At 50.7% G+C, this 16,043-nt stretch carries 16 protein-coding genes; 14 read left to right on the top strand and 2 right to left on the bottom strand.

Features of this window, described 5'->3' with window-relative positions:
• Positions 1 to 156 precede the first annotated feature (156 nt).
• From rlmN to AC0YN0_RS19980, 4 genes are all read left to right on the top strand, one after another.
• On the top strand, positions 157 to 1,239 hold the full coding sequence (gene rlmN / locus AC0YN0_RS19995) for a dual-specificity RNA methyltransferase RlmN (RefSeq protein ID WP_475822819.1): 1,083 nt from the start codon (positions 157 to 159) through the stop codon (positions 1,237 to 1,239).
• 128 nt (positions 1,240 to 1,367) lie between these two features.
• The gene (greA, locus tag AC0YN0_RS19990; protein ID WP_475822818.1) at positions 1,368 to 1,847 is read left to right on the top strand and encodes a transcription elongation factor GreA; all 480 of its coding nucleotides are present in this window, start codon (positions 1,368 to 1,370) and stop codon (positions 1,845 to 1,847) included.
• Positions 1,848 to 2,142: 295 nt separating this feature from the next.
• Entirely contained in the window at positions 2,143 to 2,790 is a 648-nt protein-coding gene (locus AC0YN0_RS19985) for a hypothetical protein (protein ID WP_475822817.1), read from the top strand.
• A gap of 57 nt (positions 2,791 to 2,847) precedes the next feature.
• Positions 2,848 to 4,131 carry a polysaccharide deacetylase family protein gene (locus AC0YN0_RS19980; RefSeq protein WP_475822816.1) on the top strand — a complete coding sequence of 428 codons (1,284 nt, stop codon included), beginning with the start codon at positions 2,848 to 2,850 and terminating at the stop codon, positions 4,129 to 4,131.
• A 54-nt stretch (positions 4,132 to 4,185) separates the two neighbouring features.
• Here the strand turns inward: AC0YN0_RS19980 and AC0YN0_RS19975 are convergent, their stop codons facing one another.
• Both AC0YN0_RS19975 and AC0YN0_RS19970 read right to left on the bottom strand, forming a co-directional pair.
• Positions 4,186 to 5,367 carry an NAD(P)/FAD-dependent oxidoreductase gene (locus AC0YN0_RS19975; RefSeq protein ID WP_475822815.1) on the bottom strand — a complete coding sequence of 394 codons (1,182 nt, stop codon included), beginning with the start codon at positions 5,365 to 5,367 and terminating at the stop codon, positions 4,186 to 4,188.
• Between the two features lie 30 nt (positions 5,368 to 5,397).
• Positions 5,398 to 5,829: a DUF1641 domain-containing protein gene (locus tag AC0YN0_RS19970; RefSeq protein WP_475822814.1), complete on the bottom strand. Its 432-nt coding sequence runs from the start codon at positions 5,827 to 5,829 to the stop codon at positions 5,398 to 5,400.
• A gap of 399 nt (positions 5,830 to 6,228) precedes the next feature.
• Between AC0YN0_RS19970 and AC0YN0_RS19965 the strand changes: the two genes are divergently transcribed.
• The 10 genes from AC0YN0_RS19965 (at position 6,229) to AC0YN0_RS19920 (ending at position 15,915) form a co-directional block, all read left to right on the top strand.
• A complete protein-coding gene (locus AC0YN0_RS19965; protein ID WP_475822813.1) occupies positions 6,229 to 6,879 on the top strand; it encodes a glycosyltransferase in 651 nt (216 codons plus the stop codon).
• Between the two features lie 100 nt (positions 6,880 to 6,979).
• Complete coding sequence (locus tag AC0YN0_RS19960; protein ID WP_475822812.1) at positions 6,980 to 7,291, top strand: MGMT family protein; 312 nt, start codon at positions 6,980 to 6,982, stop codon at positions 7,289 to 7,291.
• Positions 7,292 to 7,455: 164 nt separating this feature from the next.
• Complete coding sequence (locus AC0YN0_RS19955) at positions 7,456 to 7,950, top strand: glutathione peroxidase (RefSeq protein WP_475822811.1); 495 nt, start codon at positions 7,456 to 7,458, stop codon at positions 7,948 to 7,950.
• Between the two features lie 99 nt (positions 7,951 to 8,049).
• Positions 8,050 to 8,508: a hypothetical protein gene (locus AC0YN0_RS19950; protein ID WP_442051981.1), complete on the top strand. Its 459-nt coding sequence runs from the start codon at positions 8,050 to 8,052 to the stop codon at positions 8,506 to 8,508.
• Between the two features lie 143 nt (positions 8,509 to 8,651).
• The gene (locus AC0YN0_RS19945; protein WP_475822810.1) at positions 8,652 to 10,424 is read left to right on the top strand and encodes a sensor histidine kinase; all 1,773 of its coding nucleotides are present in this window, start codon (positions 8,652 to 8,654) and stop codon (positions 10,422 to 10,424) included.
• Positions 10,405 to 11,451: a response regulator transcription factor gene (locus AC0YN0_RS19940; protein WP_475822809.1), complete on the top strand. Its 1,047-nt coding sequence runs from the start codon at positions 10,405 to 10,407 to the stop codon at positions 11,449 to 11,451. The genes AC0YN0_RS19945 and AC0YN0_RS19940 overlap by 20 nt, the downstream gene beginning before the upstream one ends.
• Before the next feature lie 206 nt (positions 11,452 to 11,657).
• Positions 11,658 to 13,052 carry an extracellular solute-binding protein gene (locus AC0YN0_RS19935; RefSeq protein WP_475822808.1) on the top strand — a complete coding sequence of 465 codons (1,395 nt, stop codon included), beginning with the start codon at positions 11,658 to 11,660 and terminating at the stop codon, positions 13,050 to 13,052.
• Positions 13,053 to 13,121: 69 nt separating this feature from the next.
• A complete protein-coding gene (locus AC0YN0_RS19930) occupies positions 13,122 to 14,006 on the top strand; it encodes a carbohydrate ABC transporter permease (protein ID WP_475822807.1) in 885 nt (294 codons plus the stop codon).
• Positions 14,003 to 14,827 (top strand): carbohydrate ABC transporter permease, encoded by an 825-nt coding sequence (locus tag AC0YN0_RS19925; RefSeq protein WP_475822806.1) that lies wholly within the window; start codon positions 14,003 to 14,005, stop codon positions 14,825 to 14,827. Before AC0YN0_RS19930 ends, AC0YN0_RS19925 begins: the two co-directional genes overlap by 4 nt.
• 56 nt (positions 14,828 to 14,883) lie before the next feature.
• Positions 14,884 to 15,915, top strand: a complete 1,032-nt coding sequence (locus tag AC0YN0_RS19920; protein WP_475822805.1) for a Gfo/Idh/MocA family protein — start codon at positions 14,884 to 14,886, stop codon at positions 15,913 to 15,915.
• Positions 15,916 to 16,043: the final 128 nt, after the last annotated feature.

The following is a 16,043-nucleotide window of genomic DNA, read 5'->3' as shown; positions in this document are numbered from 1 at the left end:
CAGACGGAAGGGCGTTAAGCCTACATCCGTCTGCGGCTTTTTTGCAGGCCGGTAACTGTGATATATCCCTCCTTGTGTTCCGTTCGAAATTTTGGGACAATATGATATAGCGAAAATGTGACGTACGAGGAAACAGCGTTGAAAAGAGGGCAACCAATGAGCAAACCATCCATTTACGGATTAACGCTTGCGCAGCTGACGGAGTGGCTGCAAGAGCGTGGACATAAGAAGGGCAGAGCGGCGCAAGTATGGGATTATTTATATCGCAGACGGGTAACACAATTTACGGAGATGACGGATCTGAACTCGCTATGTGCGGAGCTTCTTGCCGAGCACTTCACGATTCAGACGTTAACCGAGCATGTGAAGCAGCAGTCGGCTGACGGAACGGTCAAGTTCTTGTTTCGGTTGACGGACGGCAACTTGATTGAGACGGTTATGATGCGTCATAAGTTCGGTCTCTCTGTCTGCGTGACAACGCAGGTTGGCTGCAATATCGGCTGCAGCTTCTGCGCGAGCGGTCTGCTTGCGAAGAGCCGCGACCTGTCGAGCGGTGAAATCGTGGAGCAGATCATGAAGGTGCAGCTTCATCTGGATAGCGCAGGCGCTGGGGAGCGCGTAAGCAATATTGTCGTTATGGGCATCGGCGAGCCGTTCGATAATTACACGAACATGTCGGACTTTATCCGCGTTGTGACCGACCATAAAGGTCTGGCTATCGGACCTAGACATATTACGGTATCGACGAGCGGGCTAGCGAAGAAAATTAACGAGTTCGCGGATGATACTGAGATCCCAGTTAATCTCGCCGTGTCGCTGCATGCGCCTAACGACGAGCTGCGCACGAGAATTATGAAGATCAACAAAGCGATACCGATCGAGAAGCTGATGCAGGCGATCGATTATTACTTGGAGAAAACGAAGCGGAGAATCACGCTGGAATATATATTGCTGAAGGACGTCAACGACAAGAAGGAGCATGCGCTTGAGCTGGCTGAGCTAGTTGCCAATCGCAAGCAACTGGCGACGGTGAATCTGATTCCGTATAATCCGGTTGATGAGCATAGTCAGTATCAGCGGAGCGAGCAGGAATCCATCCGAATCTTCTATGATACGCTGAAGAAGCAGGGTATCAACTGCAGCGTTCGTCTAGAGCATGGCGCGGATATCGATGCAGCCTGCGGCCAACTGAGAAGCAAGCAACTGCGCAGCAACGATAATGAGGCGGTTTTAGCCTAATACTCGACAAGCGAGAGCGTATCCGAAAGGTCGGGTACGCTTCTTTCTATCATTACCAAGAATGAAAATTTCTGTTTTGGACCAATATCGGTTAAACTATATAAATATTACTAGTGGGAGTTGTCCAAATGTCGAATGACGAAATTATATTGACCCAAGAAGGGCTTGAGAAAATAGAAGCTGAATTGGATGAATTGAAATACGTGAAGCGCAAGGAGTTGGCTGCCCGTATTAAGCTGGCAATCAGCTACGGCGATCTGAAGGAGAACAGCGAATACCATTCGGCCAAGGAAGATCAGGCGTTCATGGAGACGCGTATTACGATCCTGACGAAAATGCTGAAGAAGGTACGCGTTGTAGACGCTGCCACCCTCGATACGTCGAAGGTGAATATCGGCCTTACTGCTGTACTTAACGATATTGAGTTCGCTGAACGGATCGAATACAAAATCGTCGGCAGCGAGGAAGCGGACGTCGAAGATAACAAAATTTCGTACGAAAGCCCGCTTGGCAAGGAGCTTATTGGCAAGAAAGTCGGAGATATCATTGAGGTAACAGCGCCGATGGGCATCATTAAATACGAGCTGCTCGAAATACGAGCAGATTGATCGATTGACAGCTTAATTTAACAGCAGCCGCCTATGAGCCGTGCACTCGTCCGCCTGGACGAATGTCACGGTTTGTTTGCGTTCGAAAACTAGGCCTTTAGTTCGATTTGGTAAAGTTAGGTACAAAGTCTCGCTTATGGCGTCTGTAATTATTTTATAATAGATCCAATATAGTTCGACAGATAATGACAAATTTAATAGATAAATTAGACAAGGTGATGATGAGAGAATGATTTCACCCTTCTTCAAAAAAAAGGATGCAAAAGATCAACAACAGGAGCTTGGATCTGAACCATTGGTCCCAAAGTCTGCGCCTGACAGCGGCTTAGCCGATTCCGAGCTGGCCTCGGCAGCAGAGGAGTCGTTATCGTCCATGCCATTCGCGGCCAGCAAGTCTAATCTAGACAAAAAGTCGCTCGATCTCGTATTTGCCGTTGAGCAGATGATTCAAGCTCGCCAGCATGCGGAAATCAATATTTACGAGCTGCAGGATCGGTTGACGCACTCGAACGGCAATATTGAACGATTAACCCGCGATCTGAAGAACTTGAACAAAGTGATTGAAGAGCGCGAGAAGAGCATTCTGGATCTGGAGCAGAAGCTGATTGAGAAGAATTTGAAGGTCGATCAAGTCATCGAGGATTATCGTGAGCTCCAATCCACCTTGTCGACAGAAATCGATGACCTTAAGAGTGTCATTGACCTCGAACAGCAGAAGTATACGAGTCTTGCACAGACCCATAACGAGGCTAATGCCGAGAAAATGAAAAAAATCAATGAGATGGAAGAGCGGATCGGCAGACTGGAAGTAGAGAACGCGCATGTGAAACAGAAGTATGATACGGTACGCCAAGAGAAGGCTTACTTGTCCAACATGATTAGCGACTTTACGAGCCGGATGTCTGTACCTCTAAGCCACAACAAAAACGATCGCAACGACTAATAGAATAACGTATCGCATTCCTACATAAATGATCGGTTATGAGAGTCGGGAGCAGCTATGGAAACTAAAACAGTCCAAATGATTGAGCTATCGTCCATTGAGCAGACACGGACCGGCTTTCAGATGGAGGTCATCATCACTCGCAATCAGGAGCCGGCTCGGTACGTCATCGCCATCGATGAATTTACCTACAATGAAATAATCGCACTCCATCCTCTTGCTGCGAACAGAGTGAGGATGTCTTTATATGCCAAGTGGGATCCGTTCCGCAATCGGCATTATAGCTCGCTGATCAAGATGGATGAACGTTTCGGGGAAACGCTGTATTTCGCTTGCTCGGAGTCCTATGCCGTACAGTTGGAACAAATGCGGCTGAGTGATTCGGTTCCGGAGAAGGCTGCTTCTGCAGCAACAGAAATACAGCCGCCTCAACCAAAGCCTCGCAAGCGCAAATGGGCGCCGTTCGTTGGCAAGGCAGCGCTGCGTCTCGCCATGGTGGTTTGCTTATTTTTCTTGTTCGCTTCTCGTACGGAGAATGGTTTGTTCTCTAATCATGCTGATGCACTAAGCCCGGACAGCGGCGATACGGTAAGCGCCAATGCGGCACAATCGTTCCCGTTTGTCGATGAGCTCTTAATAAGAACTACACCGAGGCCGGTTCTTCCGACAGTGAAACCTGTAGCCCAAGAAACGCCGCCTGCAGAAACGGTAGAGCCAAAGACGGAAACTGCTGCCCTCGGCTACGAAGTGTTGGAAGCTGACGCTGAGGAGTATACCTATTCCGTTCCGAAAGGGTACGTTGCCTTGACGTTCGACGATGGTCCTTCCGAGTATACGGAGCAGATTGTCGATATATTGAAGGAGCATGACATCGCGGCTACGTTCTTGTTCGTAGGTGTTAATGTGAAGCATGATCCCGAAGCTGCGGCGTATGCCGTTGATAATGGTATGGCTGTAGGCAATCACTCTTGGGCGCATAACGACTTCACGGCGAGTACCGCTGAAGAGAACGCCGATAGCATTGCAAGAGTGAACGAGCTGATTGAATCGAAGGCGGAGGGCGAGAACACAGTCGTTAACCTGTTCCGTCCGCCATACGGTGCGATTAATGATGAAGTAGAGGCGGTTGCGAAGCAGGAGCAGATGAAGGTGCTTATGTGGAATCGCGATCCTGTCGATTGGAAGGCGAAGACGGAGAAACAAATATTAAGCTACTTCAAGCAAAAATCGCCGTCAGGCGGCATCTACGTCATGCACGAGAAGAAACTAACGGTCGAAGCGCTTCCTGAAATCATACAATATCTAAAGAGCAAGCAATTGAAATTCGCTATATTCAAATAAAAAAGAAGGTCGTGGGCTTCCTATGAAGCCCTCGACCTTCTTCTATTTCCTAGCTTAATATGCCAGTGCGAATAGACCGTGGATATGCGACAGGTAGCGGATGTTGCTCGCTTCCTTCATCAGCGATGCAGGCAAGCCTTTCAGCTGCGTTGCGTTGCCGCCGATTGTGCCCACGCCGTCTTTGCGGCCCAAGCTGCCAAGCGTTCCGGAGAATACAGGCTCGAACTTGCTCATAGCGCCGCCTTTGAACAGAACGCCAAGGTTATGGCCGACTGTTTCACCCATTTGCCAAGCAAGCTGAGCGGTTGGCGGGTATGGACGCTCGCTGCCCTCTGGGAATACAACCGCGCAGTCGCCTGCGAGGAATACGTCCGAGTGGGAAGTCGATTGAAGCGTTGGCGTAACCGTCGAACGGCCGCGATCCTCTGCAAGGCCGCTGCTGCCGACAACAGGGTTGCCTTTAACGCCGCCAGTCCAGATGATTGTATTCGATTCGATCGTATTGCCGTCCTTCAGGGATACAGCCGTTTTCGTTGCTTCCGTGATCGCTACGCCAGTGATGAACGTAACGCCGCGTTTCTCAAGGCTGGATACCGCGCGCTCGATCAACACTTTAGGGAAGATTGGCAATACGGCAGGGCCGGCTTCTACGCAGTACAACGAAATATCGTTGAAGTCGATGCCTTTGCTTTTGCAAACTTCAGGCAGCTTGTCAGCAAATTCGCCAACGAGCTCAACGCCAGTCAGACCGCCGCCGCCAACTACGATTGTAGCGTCAGCTTTGTTGCCGGATGCTTTGTAAGCGTCCAGACGAGCTTCAACATGCTTGCGGATACGGTTAGCATCAGCAACCGACTTCAGCACCATGCTGTTCTCTTCCAGTCCAGGAATTCCGAAGTAGTTCGTTTCGCTTCCGAGTGCAACAACAAGCGCATCGTAACCGATTACTTTGCCGCTTTCGAACTCAACGATTTTGTCGTCGGGTCTGATTTGCTTAACGGTGTCAACAACGATGTCAACGTTTTTGTCGCCAAGCAGCTTGTTAAGAGGGAGAGATACAGCATTCTCCTCAATAGTGCCGCCGGCAAGACGGTGAAGCTCCGTAATGATCTGATGAGTCGGGAAACGGTTGACAACGGTAATCGTTGCTTCCGATGCAGTCAGATGTTGGCGTGCTGTTAGAGCGGAAAGAAGACCACCGTAACCGCCGCCCAAAATAAGAATATGTTTAGACATGTCCATCCTCCATTCTTTGCTTATTTGTAATTAGTTTTTGCGCTCTGCCAATACGTTCAAGAAAGCTTGAGCGAAGCGAAGCGTTTTTTGAACTTCTGGATCTTTCAGCATTTTGAGCATAGCGAATAGACCGACTGTCGAAGAAGTGTCGACTTGCGAGCGCTCGCCAGCTTCGATAGCGGCTTGAGCGATGCCTTTGGCTTTCTCTTGTACCGGTTTCACGAATTCGCCGATACCTTGAGCGAAATCGTTGATCAATACTTTGTCAGTCGCGATGCCTTTAGCGAAGTCATAGGCAGTGGTCATTGCAGTGACCATTTCAGCTAGCTTAGGCAGGTTATCCACCAATACAGTCAGAGAGTTCTGTACCTCTGGCTGCATAAGCTGATCGAGCACGTCTAACGATTTTTTTTCTTCCGCGAGGCTTGCAGAAACCTCTTGTTGAGCAGATGGTTGTGACATTGGGGAACGTCCTCCTTTACATAGGAATGTAGGTGAGTCATGGGCTCGATGATGTCAAACGCCTCAGGTAAGGTGAGTAAGGCATGAGATTGTAACATTTTTCACATAGTAAAAGAGAAAAACTCCTTACAGGTGTGTTACAAAGTAAGTCTTACTTTGCCGACGACAAGCATCAGCGAATTTGACGAAGATCGGGCATTAACTCTTTACTTCTATTCTACATCCTTTATAGGAAAAATAAAAAGCAAATTTATTGAAAGTCGAAAAAAATGTCGAAATCGTAAATAAAAACAGCAAAAAGGTGGAAAAACGATCAAAAGTTTGGAGTCGCATGGAAAAGATCGATTGGGTCACACTAATCTCAGGCGTGTCGTACAATTACTTGGAGGAGATGTGTGCATGTTAAGAAAATCAGTTGTGATGACCCTATTATGTGCAGCGCTTATATTCGGAGCCGGTATACCGAGCATGAAAGCTCAAGCCGCGGAGAACAATCCAACTAAATGTCTGAGTCTGTCTGCTGCTACGCTGAAGCAGGAACTGAGAAAGCTGTGGATTGATCATGTTGTATGGACACGGTTGTATCTCGTTAGCACACTAGCTGGAGTTGGAGACCAGGAGCAAGTGCTGGCAAGATTGCTTCGGAATCAGAAGGATATCGGCGACGCTTTCAAGCCTTATTATGGCGAAGCTGCCGGTACGAAGTTAACGGAGCTGCTCACCGAGCATATCGTATTGGCAGGCAAGCTGCTGGATGCGCTGAAGAGCGGCAAGTCGGAGGAGGCGGCAGCGTACAACAAGCAGTGGTATAAGAATGCGGATGATATCGCGAAGTTTCTAAGCGCCGCCAATCCGAATTGGTCGTACAAGGAACTAAAAGACGATTTGGAAACCCATCTGAAGCTGATCACCGAAGATGTGTCGGCAAGAATGAACAAGGATTGGAATGCAAGCGTAGCAGCTTTCGATAATGGCGAGAATCATATGGCGATGTTCGGCGATAAGCTGGCGGCGGGAGTCGTGAAGCAATTCCCGGCGAAGTTCAAATAACGCGTAGTTGACGCTGCCCGGAACAATCGAGTATCCTCTGCTTACAAACTATAGCGCTGCCGTGAGGCAGCCGAAGAAGTTAGAGGAGCGTCATAAAGTTATGCAGCCTTTCACGCAACGGGTGATATCGATTATTCAACAAATTCCGGAAGGGCGCGTCATGACGTATGGTCAGGTAGCCGAGCTGGCGGGCAGCAGCCGGGGCGCGCGTCAAGTCGTTCGTATTCTTCATTCGATGAGCCGTGCGCATAACCTGCCATGGCATCGGGTCGTTAACGCCAAGGGCGAAGTGGCGATTCCGGATGACGAAGGACGTTTCCTGCAAATGATGAATTTACAGGAAGAGGGCGTTGAGGTGAGTGATATAGGCAGGATCGACCTCGCTCGTTACCGCCATTCGCCGCTTGCTTGAGAGGAAGAAGAACGATTCTAGCTAAGAGAAGGGCTGACTGCCGAAGGATTCGGACGGTCAGCCCTTTTTGTTTTGCAGGAGGCGCCAATCAGGGTTGACATCAGCTTTTGCATTGTATACAATTTAATTATACAAAATCGAGAAAATCGAAGGAGCGGATAAACATGTCTATCTATAATATCGATGTAAAGACGATCAAAGGGGAGGAGCAAACGCTCACGCCTTATAAAGGTCAAGTGCTGCTGATCGTGAACACGGCAACGAAGTGCGGTTTTGCTCCGCAATTCAAAGGGCTTCAGAAGCTCCATGACGATCACAAGGGGGAAGGCTTCGCCGTCCTTGGCTTCCCATGCTCGCAATTCAATAATCAAGAGCTGGCTAACGACGATGAGATCGCGCAGTCTTGCGAGATTAACTTCGGCGTGTCGTTCCCGCTGTACGCGAAGATCGATGTCAATGGCAGCAATGCGCATCCGCTGTTCCAGCATCTGACGAACGAGGCGCGCGGCGTGCTCGGATCGAAGCTGATCAAGTGGAATTTCACGAAGTTCCTCGTTGACCGTGACGGCAATGTCGTCAAGCGGTTCAGCCCGACCGATGACCCGGCTAAGATCGAGAGCCATATCCAGAAGCTGCTCGGCACGGCAACAAAAGTATAATCCGGATTTATTATGATGTTTTTCTCATAAAGTACCGATTTGAATCCTCGGTTTCGAACCTTTATGATGGTATAGACCATCTGGAAGGGAGAATTCATTATGACTAACGAAATGAAGCAAATTGACGTACGCAATTTTACCGTATCAACAGAAATTTTCTTTAAGCCGAACCTCGATATTTACTCGCAAATGATATATATCGTCTTAAGCTCCCGGACATCGGAGGCGTCTACATTGACGTTGTCCGAAGTATCCAGGAAAGGGCGTATGACGGTTAAGCAAGCGATTAAAGCGATGCAGTCGCTTGTCGATCAGCAGTTGATTCCACACAAGCTATTCCGTAAAATGATCGGCGAGTTCCAGGATGACCGTCTATCCTGGGCGGCCAAGGGCTTGCTCACTTACTGCAAGCAGCAACCGGATATTTCAATGCAGGAACTGCTTGCGCTATCCGACCAATCCGGCGAGGACGAGAACAGCATCCGCAAGGCGCTGCTCGAGCTGGAGCTGAACGGCTACTTAGAGGAATTTCCGGAGCTTAGAAAAATAGCAACATAAATAAACGTGCAAGTCGAAGGCATCCGTATGTAACGGGTGCTTTTTTGCATGTTAAGTGATTTACGGTTGGACCAATTATGCTATAATACGGCATTATTGCTCGGACAGATTGGAATACTATCATCAGAGCGGGGTGCTGTGCCATGAGAGAGGTTCTCCGGTTGATCGTCATGCGGGTGATGAACCTTAAATTTTTCACGAAAATTTTCATCTCGATTTCTATCGTTTCGGTAATCGGCGTATTCAGCATCGTCTATATTTATCAGCAATATTTTCAGAAAATCGTAACGGAAAACGAGATGGAGCGCGTGCAGCGTTCGATCAATCAGGCCGGCCTCAACCTGGACAACCAGTTGAACCGGGTCGTGCAGAACGTATACTACTTCTTTTATTATTCCGACAATGGCACGGAGCTAATAGGAGCAACGGATCGGAACAAGGTCGAGAATGCGCTGGAAGCGTTCCGGACGCAATATTCGAGCGAGCTGGAATCGGTGCTGCTCATGATCAAGGACAATCGGACCGGCGGCGAGGAAACGATGATTTACGATGAGAACCTGGATCGCGTACGCGACATCGATTATAAGGGGCAGGCATGGTACCGCCATTTCTTGAACAAGGATACGGAGCTGTGGTCAAGACCGACGAAGGAGCATCTGTTTTATCAGGACCGCTCCTATAAGACGATTTATTTGACGCTGGCCAGATACGACGACAACGGCAGGGACGGCATGCTGGTCGTGCGCCTGAACGGCAAGCTGTTCAGCGATGCCTTCCGCTTGCTGGCCGCCTCCGACCTGCTTATCGAACTCAAGGATGCGCAAGGGCATATCGTCTACTCTTCGTTTCCTGAAGACGCCGGTTCGAACAAGGCGGTGTATTTGAAAATGGACTCGAAGCTCAGCTATAGCGGCTTCGAGGTGCAGGCGTATATCAACCAGCAGGCGATTACGGGCAAAGTGCGGAAGATCCAGAACGTGCAGCCGTTTGTTATCGTCGTTATTTTGCTCATTACGCTGGTCATTTCGATCGTGCTCTCGCTTACGCTCGTTCAACCGATCAGGAAGCTGCTGCAGCTCATGAAGAAAGTGGAAATCGGCGATCTGGACGTGCGCTTCGCGACCAAATATACCGACGAGATCGGGCTGCTCGGCCGGAATTTCAATAAGATGTTAGCCAACCTATCGGAGATGATCGACAAGATGTACGTCGTCGAGATGGAGAAAATAAACGCGGAAATGAAGCAAAAGGACGCCACGCTGCTCGCGATGCAAAATCAGATCAACCCGCACTTTCTGTACAATACGCTTGAGGTTATTAATTGCCAGGCCATCATTAACGAGGTTCCCGCGATTAGCCGCATGAGCAAAGCGATGGCCGATTTCTTCCGCTATACGATCGACAATCCGAAGGCCGAGGTAGAACTGCGCGTGGAGATCGATCATGTGAAGACGTATTTGGAAATCCAGCATGAGCGGTATCCCGATATCGAGATCGATCTGGACGAGCTGGAGCCGTTCAACCGTTATCCGATCGTGAAGCTGACGCTGCAGCCCATCGTGGAGAACGCGTTCCATTACGCCTTCATCGGAGAAAGGGACTACTACTTGAAAATCTATGCCGAGGATATTCCGCAGAGCGACGCTTATGCGCTCTACATCGAGGATAACGGGCAAGGCATGGATGAAAACGCGATGGCGGCGTTAAATCTGCTGTTCGAGCAGAAGGAGACGGACGTGCCTGAAAATGATGCCAGCCGCAAACGAGGCATCGGCCTGTTGAACGTCCACAATCGGATTCGCCTGCGGTACGGGGAGCCGTTCGGATTGTCGATCGAGGAGTCGATGACGGGCGGCGTGACGGTTCGCATAGTGCTGCCGAAGGAGGGGAAAAGCTATGAGAGTGCTGATCGTTGACGACGAGGTCGTCATACGGAAAGGGATCGTGAAGCTGCTGGAGAACTTCGGCAGAACGATTACCGAAACGGACGAAGCAAGGAATGGCGAAGAGGCGCTTCAGCGGTTAATCGATAAGCGTCCCGATATGATCATAACGGACATTCAGATGCCGGTGATGAACGGATTGGAGCTCATCGCCCGCGTGCGGGAATCGAACCCGGAGCTCGAAATTATCGTCCTTAGCGGCTACGCCGAGTTCGAGTACGTGCAGCAGGCGCTGCGGTATCAGGTAACCGATTATTTGCTCAAGCCGGTAACGCAGGAGAGGCTCGACGAGGTCATCTCCAAAGTGCTGCTTAAGGATCCGTCCAAATGGACGGCGCGGATGAACGCGGAAAGCATACGCTTCATGAAGGAAACGGCAGCTGCCCTGATCAAGAATGTATTGGCCGAACATAAGGCGGAAGCGGATCGCCTCATCGACGATTGGAGCGCCTACTGCAAGTCGCAAGGCTACACGCTGCTCGAATTGAAGCGGATCATGGGGCATTTTCAGCTATTCTTCCGCTCGGAGCTGCTGCTCACGCTGAAGCAGGATGCAGGCGGGCAAATGATGGCGACGCCGCAGCCGGCCTCTACGGCCGAAGAGCTGTTCGAAGGCTGGAAGAGCTACGTAGCCGATGAGATTGCCCGCGTATCCGAGAGAAGGGCGCCTCGCAACAAGCGCGTCGTCGAAGAGGTGATGTCCCAAATCGATAGCCGTTACGGCGATGCCGCCCTGAACTTGCAGGCGCTTGCCGATCACAGCGGCGTCAGCTCCCCCTATTTAAGCAAAATATTCCGCGAAGTGATGAAGAAACCGATCACCCAATATATAAGCGAATACCGGTTGGAGAAGGCGCGCGAACGGTTGATGGGCGAGGATTCGGCTAAGATCAATCTCATCGCCGAGCAGTGCGGATTCAACGACTATCCGTATTTTTCGAAAATATTCAAAAAGTATTTCGGCGTCTCTCCGCTCGAATACAAGGAAAAAAATAGCTAATCTATGTGACGAACCTTCACACGAAGGTTTGTTTTTTGTTTATTTTTCGCATTTCAGTTTTGAAAAGACAAGACTCGGCGTCACAATACATTGTTGAAAACGCTTTACAGTCCTATTATTTGTTATATCAACACCGCAAGTGTCGGATGAATCCAAAATAGTGTGATGTTATCTGACACAAAACTCAGACAGAGGAGTGTCTATCAATGACAAAGAAGTGGTCTCAGTTAATCGTTGTCATGCTGCTCGTAGCCGTCCTATCGGCATGCGGAAGCAACAACGGCAATAACGCAGGCAAAGGCAATGCAGGCGGGGGAAATGCGGGCGGCGCCTCCGGCGGCGCAACGGATACGCTGGAAGCGTGGGGAGAAACGATCAAATCGCAATACGGAGGGCAGGAGCTGAACCTAGCATTCGCGAGCCATCCGTCCACGGAATCTTTCCAGAAGCTTACGGGCGACTTCGAGAAGCTTACCGGCATCAAGGTGAAATGGGAAGTGATGGAAGAAACGTATCTCAAAAACAAGCAGTTGCTTGATTACACGGGCAAAACCGGTACGTACGACGTGCTTATGGTCGACGGATTCTGGATGAGCGAATACGGCGCGAAAAAAGTGGTCGAGCCGATCGATTCCTATATCGCGGACAAAACGCTGACGCCGGACTGGTTCGACTACGAAGATATCGTACCGGCTTACCGCAACGGCATCAGCAAATACGACGGCAAGACGTACGGCATTCCGACGGCGGGCGAAACGCGCTTCATCGCTTACCGCAAAGATCTGTTCGAGAAATACGCCAAGCAGCCGCCGGTTACGATGGACGAATTCCTGGAGCTCGCGAAGTTCTTCAACGGCAAGGAAGACGGCTTGTACGGCGTGACGATGCGCGCGCAGCGCGGTACGCATGCGGCATCGGGTCTTATGACCGTCATGTACAACTTCGGCGGCGGATTCTTGAACCAACAGACGGGCGACGTTACGATGACCGATCCGAAGACGGTTCAAGCGATGCAATTTTACGTAGATTTGCTGAAGAACGCACCGAAGGACGTAGCGTCCTATACGCATGAAGAAGCGTTGTCCGCCTTCACGACGGGCAAAGCGGCCATGTGGCTGGATGCCACGGCGCTAGCGAAGCGGATTCTCGATCCGGCAAGCTCGCAAGTGTACGACAAAGTGGGCTTCGTGCCGACGCCGGAAGGTCCGGAAGGCAAAGCGAGCGCGCTTGCGGGCTGGAACATGTCGATCTCGGCGCTGTCCAAAAACAAGGAAGCAGCTTGGGCATTCATCGTGTACATGAACAGCAAGCAAAATGCGAAAGCGTACGTGGAAGGCGGCGGCGTGCCGGTACGCACATCCATCTACGAGGACGCCGAGCTCGTAGCGGCGGATCCTTCGTACCCGGTACAGCTTGCAGCGCTTAGCGATGCGAACGTACTGGTCGAGAAGGGCATTGCTTGGATTCCTCCGCACGAGAAGCTTGGTCAAATTCTTGACCGTGTCGGTTACTATGTGAGCGCGTCGATGTTCGGCGAAATTACCGTGCAGGAAGCGGCGGAGAAATCGCAAGCGGAGCTTGAGGATATTGTCGGCAAGTAAGGGTTAATGATCCGGGCCGCGCGGGAAGCGCGGCTTGGATAAGCTAAAGCAAAGAAGGTGACAACAGCTATGATTCGCTCCTATTTTGAGAAGAGGCCTCATCTCGTATATATTATGCCGGCTATGGTTATCCTCGGCGCGCTAACGTTTCTGCCTACGATCTTCCTGTATGTGCTGAGCGTTACGGATTACGAGCTGGGCTATTCCTCCTTCAACTTCGTCGGCTTGGATAACTTCATCCGGCTGTTCTCGGGACAAGACGCCGAGTTCTGGTATTCGGTGTCCATTAGTATCGGGTTCATGGTCATTACGACGGTTATCGAGCTGCTGCTCGGATTCTGGCTGGCCGTGCTGCTCGACCGAGAGTTCAAGCTCAAATTTCTAGTCTTCGCCTGCATGATCGTGCCGATCGCGATGACGCCCAGCATTACGGGGCAAGTATGGAAGCTGATGATGAATGCGGAGTACGGCGTTCTGAACTACTTCCTGCAGTTTGTCGGGGGCAAGGTGATCTGGCTGTCCGGCGAAAATGCATTCTGGTCGACGGTGCTCGTCGACGTCTGGCAGAACACGCCGTTCGTGGCGCTTATTATTTACGCAGGCATTCGATCGCTGCCTTCCGATCCGTACGAAGCGGCTGCGATCGACGGCGCCAACAACCTGCAAATTTTCCGCAACATTACGATGCCGCTGCTGTGGCCAATGATTTTGCTCGCCGTTATTTTCCGCGCGATCGATTCGCTTAAGACGTTCGACATCCCGTACTCCCTCACGCAGGGCGGACCGGGCAGCTCGACAGAGTTCTTAAGCCTTCATGTCTACAGGCTTGGATTTGCCGGAACGGGCTGGATCGGGCGATCGGCCGCCGTATCCGTCGTGCTTCTCATTCTGACTACGGTCATCAGCATGGTGCTCATCAAGATGTACCGGAAAGGGGTTGAAAACAAGGGATGAATCCGCTTGGAAACAAAAAACTCGGCCTCTCTACCGCCGCCATATTGGCAATCGTCTGTATCGTCTGTGTGTTTCCGCTCTTTTGGATGCTTATTATCAGCTTGAAAACAAAAACGCAAACGTACGACCCTAGTATTTGGTTTTTCTCACCGACCTTCGAAAACTATAAGCAAATCTTTGAAAATAGGCATGCGCTCGATTATTTGAAAAACAGTGCGATCGTCGTCGTTCTTACGACCTTGTTCTCGATCTTCATCGGCGGGATGGCCGCATACGGATTCGCCAGGTTCGAATTCAAGAAAAAGGAGAACCGCGCGTTCTGGGTGCTCAGCCTGCGGATGCTGCCACCGATGGCATCGGTCATTCCGATCTTCGTTATGGCGAGCATGCTGCGCATTTTGGACACGCATTTCGTGCTCATCATCTGTTATATGCTCTTCAATATTCCGTTTACGATCTGGATGATGCGAAGCTTCTTCGAGGAAATTCCTGTCGCGCTCGAGGAGGCGGCATTCGTGGACGGCGCTTCGCGCTTCCAGGTGTTCATGAAGGTTATTCTGCCACTCGCCACGCCGGGACTGATCGCCACCGCGATCTTCTGCATCATCAATTCGTGGAATGAATTCGTATTCGCGTTATTCCTGACGAGCTCGGATGCAAGCACGCTGCCGACGACCGTCACGCTGTTCCTGTCCGTAAGCGGCGTCGTGTGGGGGGAAATGTCGGCGATCGGGATCGTTACGATTTTGCCGGTGCTTTTGTTCGCCATGATCGTCCAGAAGTACATGATTCGCGGCTTAACCTTCGGCGGCGTGAAGTAAATGAACGAGATCGTTTTATTAATTTCTATTACTAACTAGAAAAGGCGATGACAATGATGACAACGATCAAAATGGGTATTGTAGGCGCAGGTACTTGGGGCGAGACGCATGCCTTTATTTATAACGATCATCCGCAAGCGGAAGTGACGGCTATATGCGATATGAACGAGGAGCGCGCCAAGGCGCTTGCCGCGAAGTTCAACATTCCGGAGTCGAACGTCTTTACGAGCCATAACGACATGCTGGGCAGCGGTCTCGTCGACGCGGTTGCGATCGTGACGCCGGACTTCGCCCATACGCGGATCGCGGTGGACTGCGCGAACGCGGGCAAACATTTTATTATCGAGAAGCCGCTTACGACAAGCCGCGAGGAAGCGCTTGAGATCATGGAAGCCGTGGAGAGAAACAATGTGCGCATGATGGTGGACCTGCACAGCAGGTGGAGTCCGCTGTTCGCGATTCCGAAGCAATCGATATTGGACGGCGATATTGGCGATCCTTACAGCGCGTATTACCGTTTGAACGATATTAAGTGGGTAGCGACCGACCTATTGCCATGGGCGGCGAAATCATCGATCCTCTGGTTCCTTGGCTATCATAGCGTAGATGTGCTGCGTTGGTTGTTCGATGACGAAGTGGAGCGCGTATACTCGGTATCCCGCGAAGGCGTCCTGAAGGACGAGGGCGTTGATACGGTCGACGTATACCAGACGATCCTTGAATTCCGCGGAGGCGGCATCGCCACGATGGAGAACGGTTGGATTACGCCGAACTCGAACCCCAACGTCAACGATATGAAGCTGAACATTACCGGCACGAAGGGCATGTTCAACATCGATCCGACGCACAGCCAGATGCTTGAGCGCTTCACGGAGACGAAGGCCGACCGTCCCGATCTGCTTGTCCGCCACTTTATCCACGGCAAGCCGAAAGGCTTCGCCTACGAAAGCATTCGCCATTTCGTCGACCAGTTGATTACGGGGGAGCCGTTCCTCGTAACGAAGGAAGACGCTTATAACACGACGATGGTCATTCTTGCGATTATGGAATCGGCGAAAACAAGAATGCCGGTTAAGGTTGTTTATTAGAAGGAATAGAAGGAGCTCTGTCTCTCGCTTATTGCGGGCGACGGAGCTTTTTTTGTTGAGGAGATGTCCTTCTTTCGTTTAAATTGCGTTTAAATGGGTAGGGTACAGTACGAAGAGAGATAGAGAAA

The organism is Paenibacillus sp. J22P218 (assembly GCF_056269195.1).
Note: the sequence above shows the minus strand (reverse complement) of the source record. Positions and strands in the feature narration are given on the sequence as shown.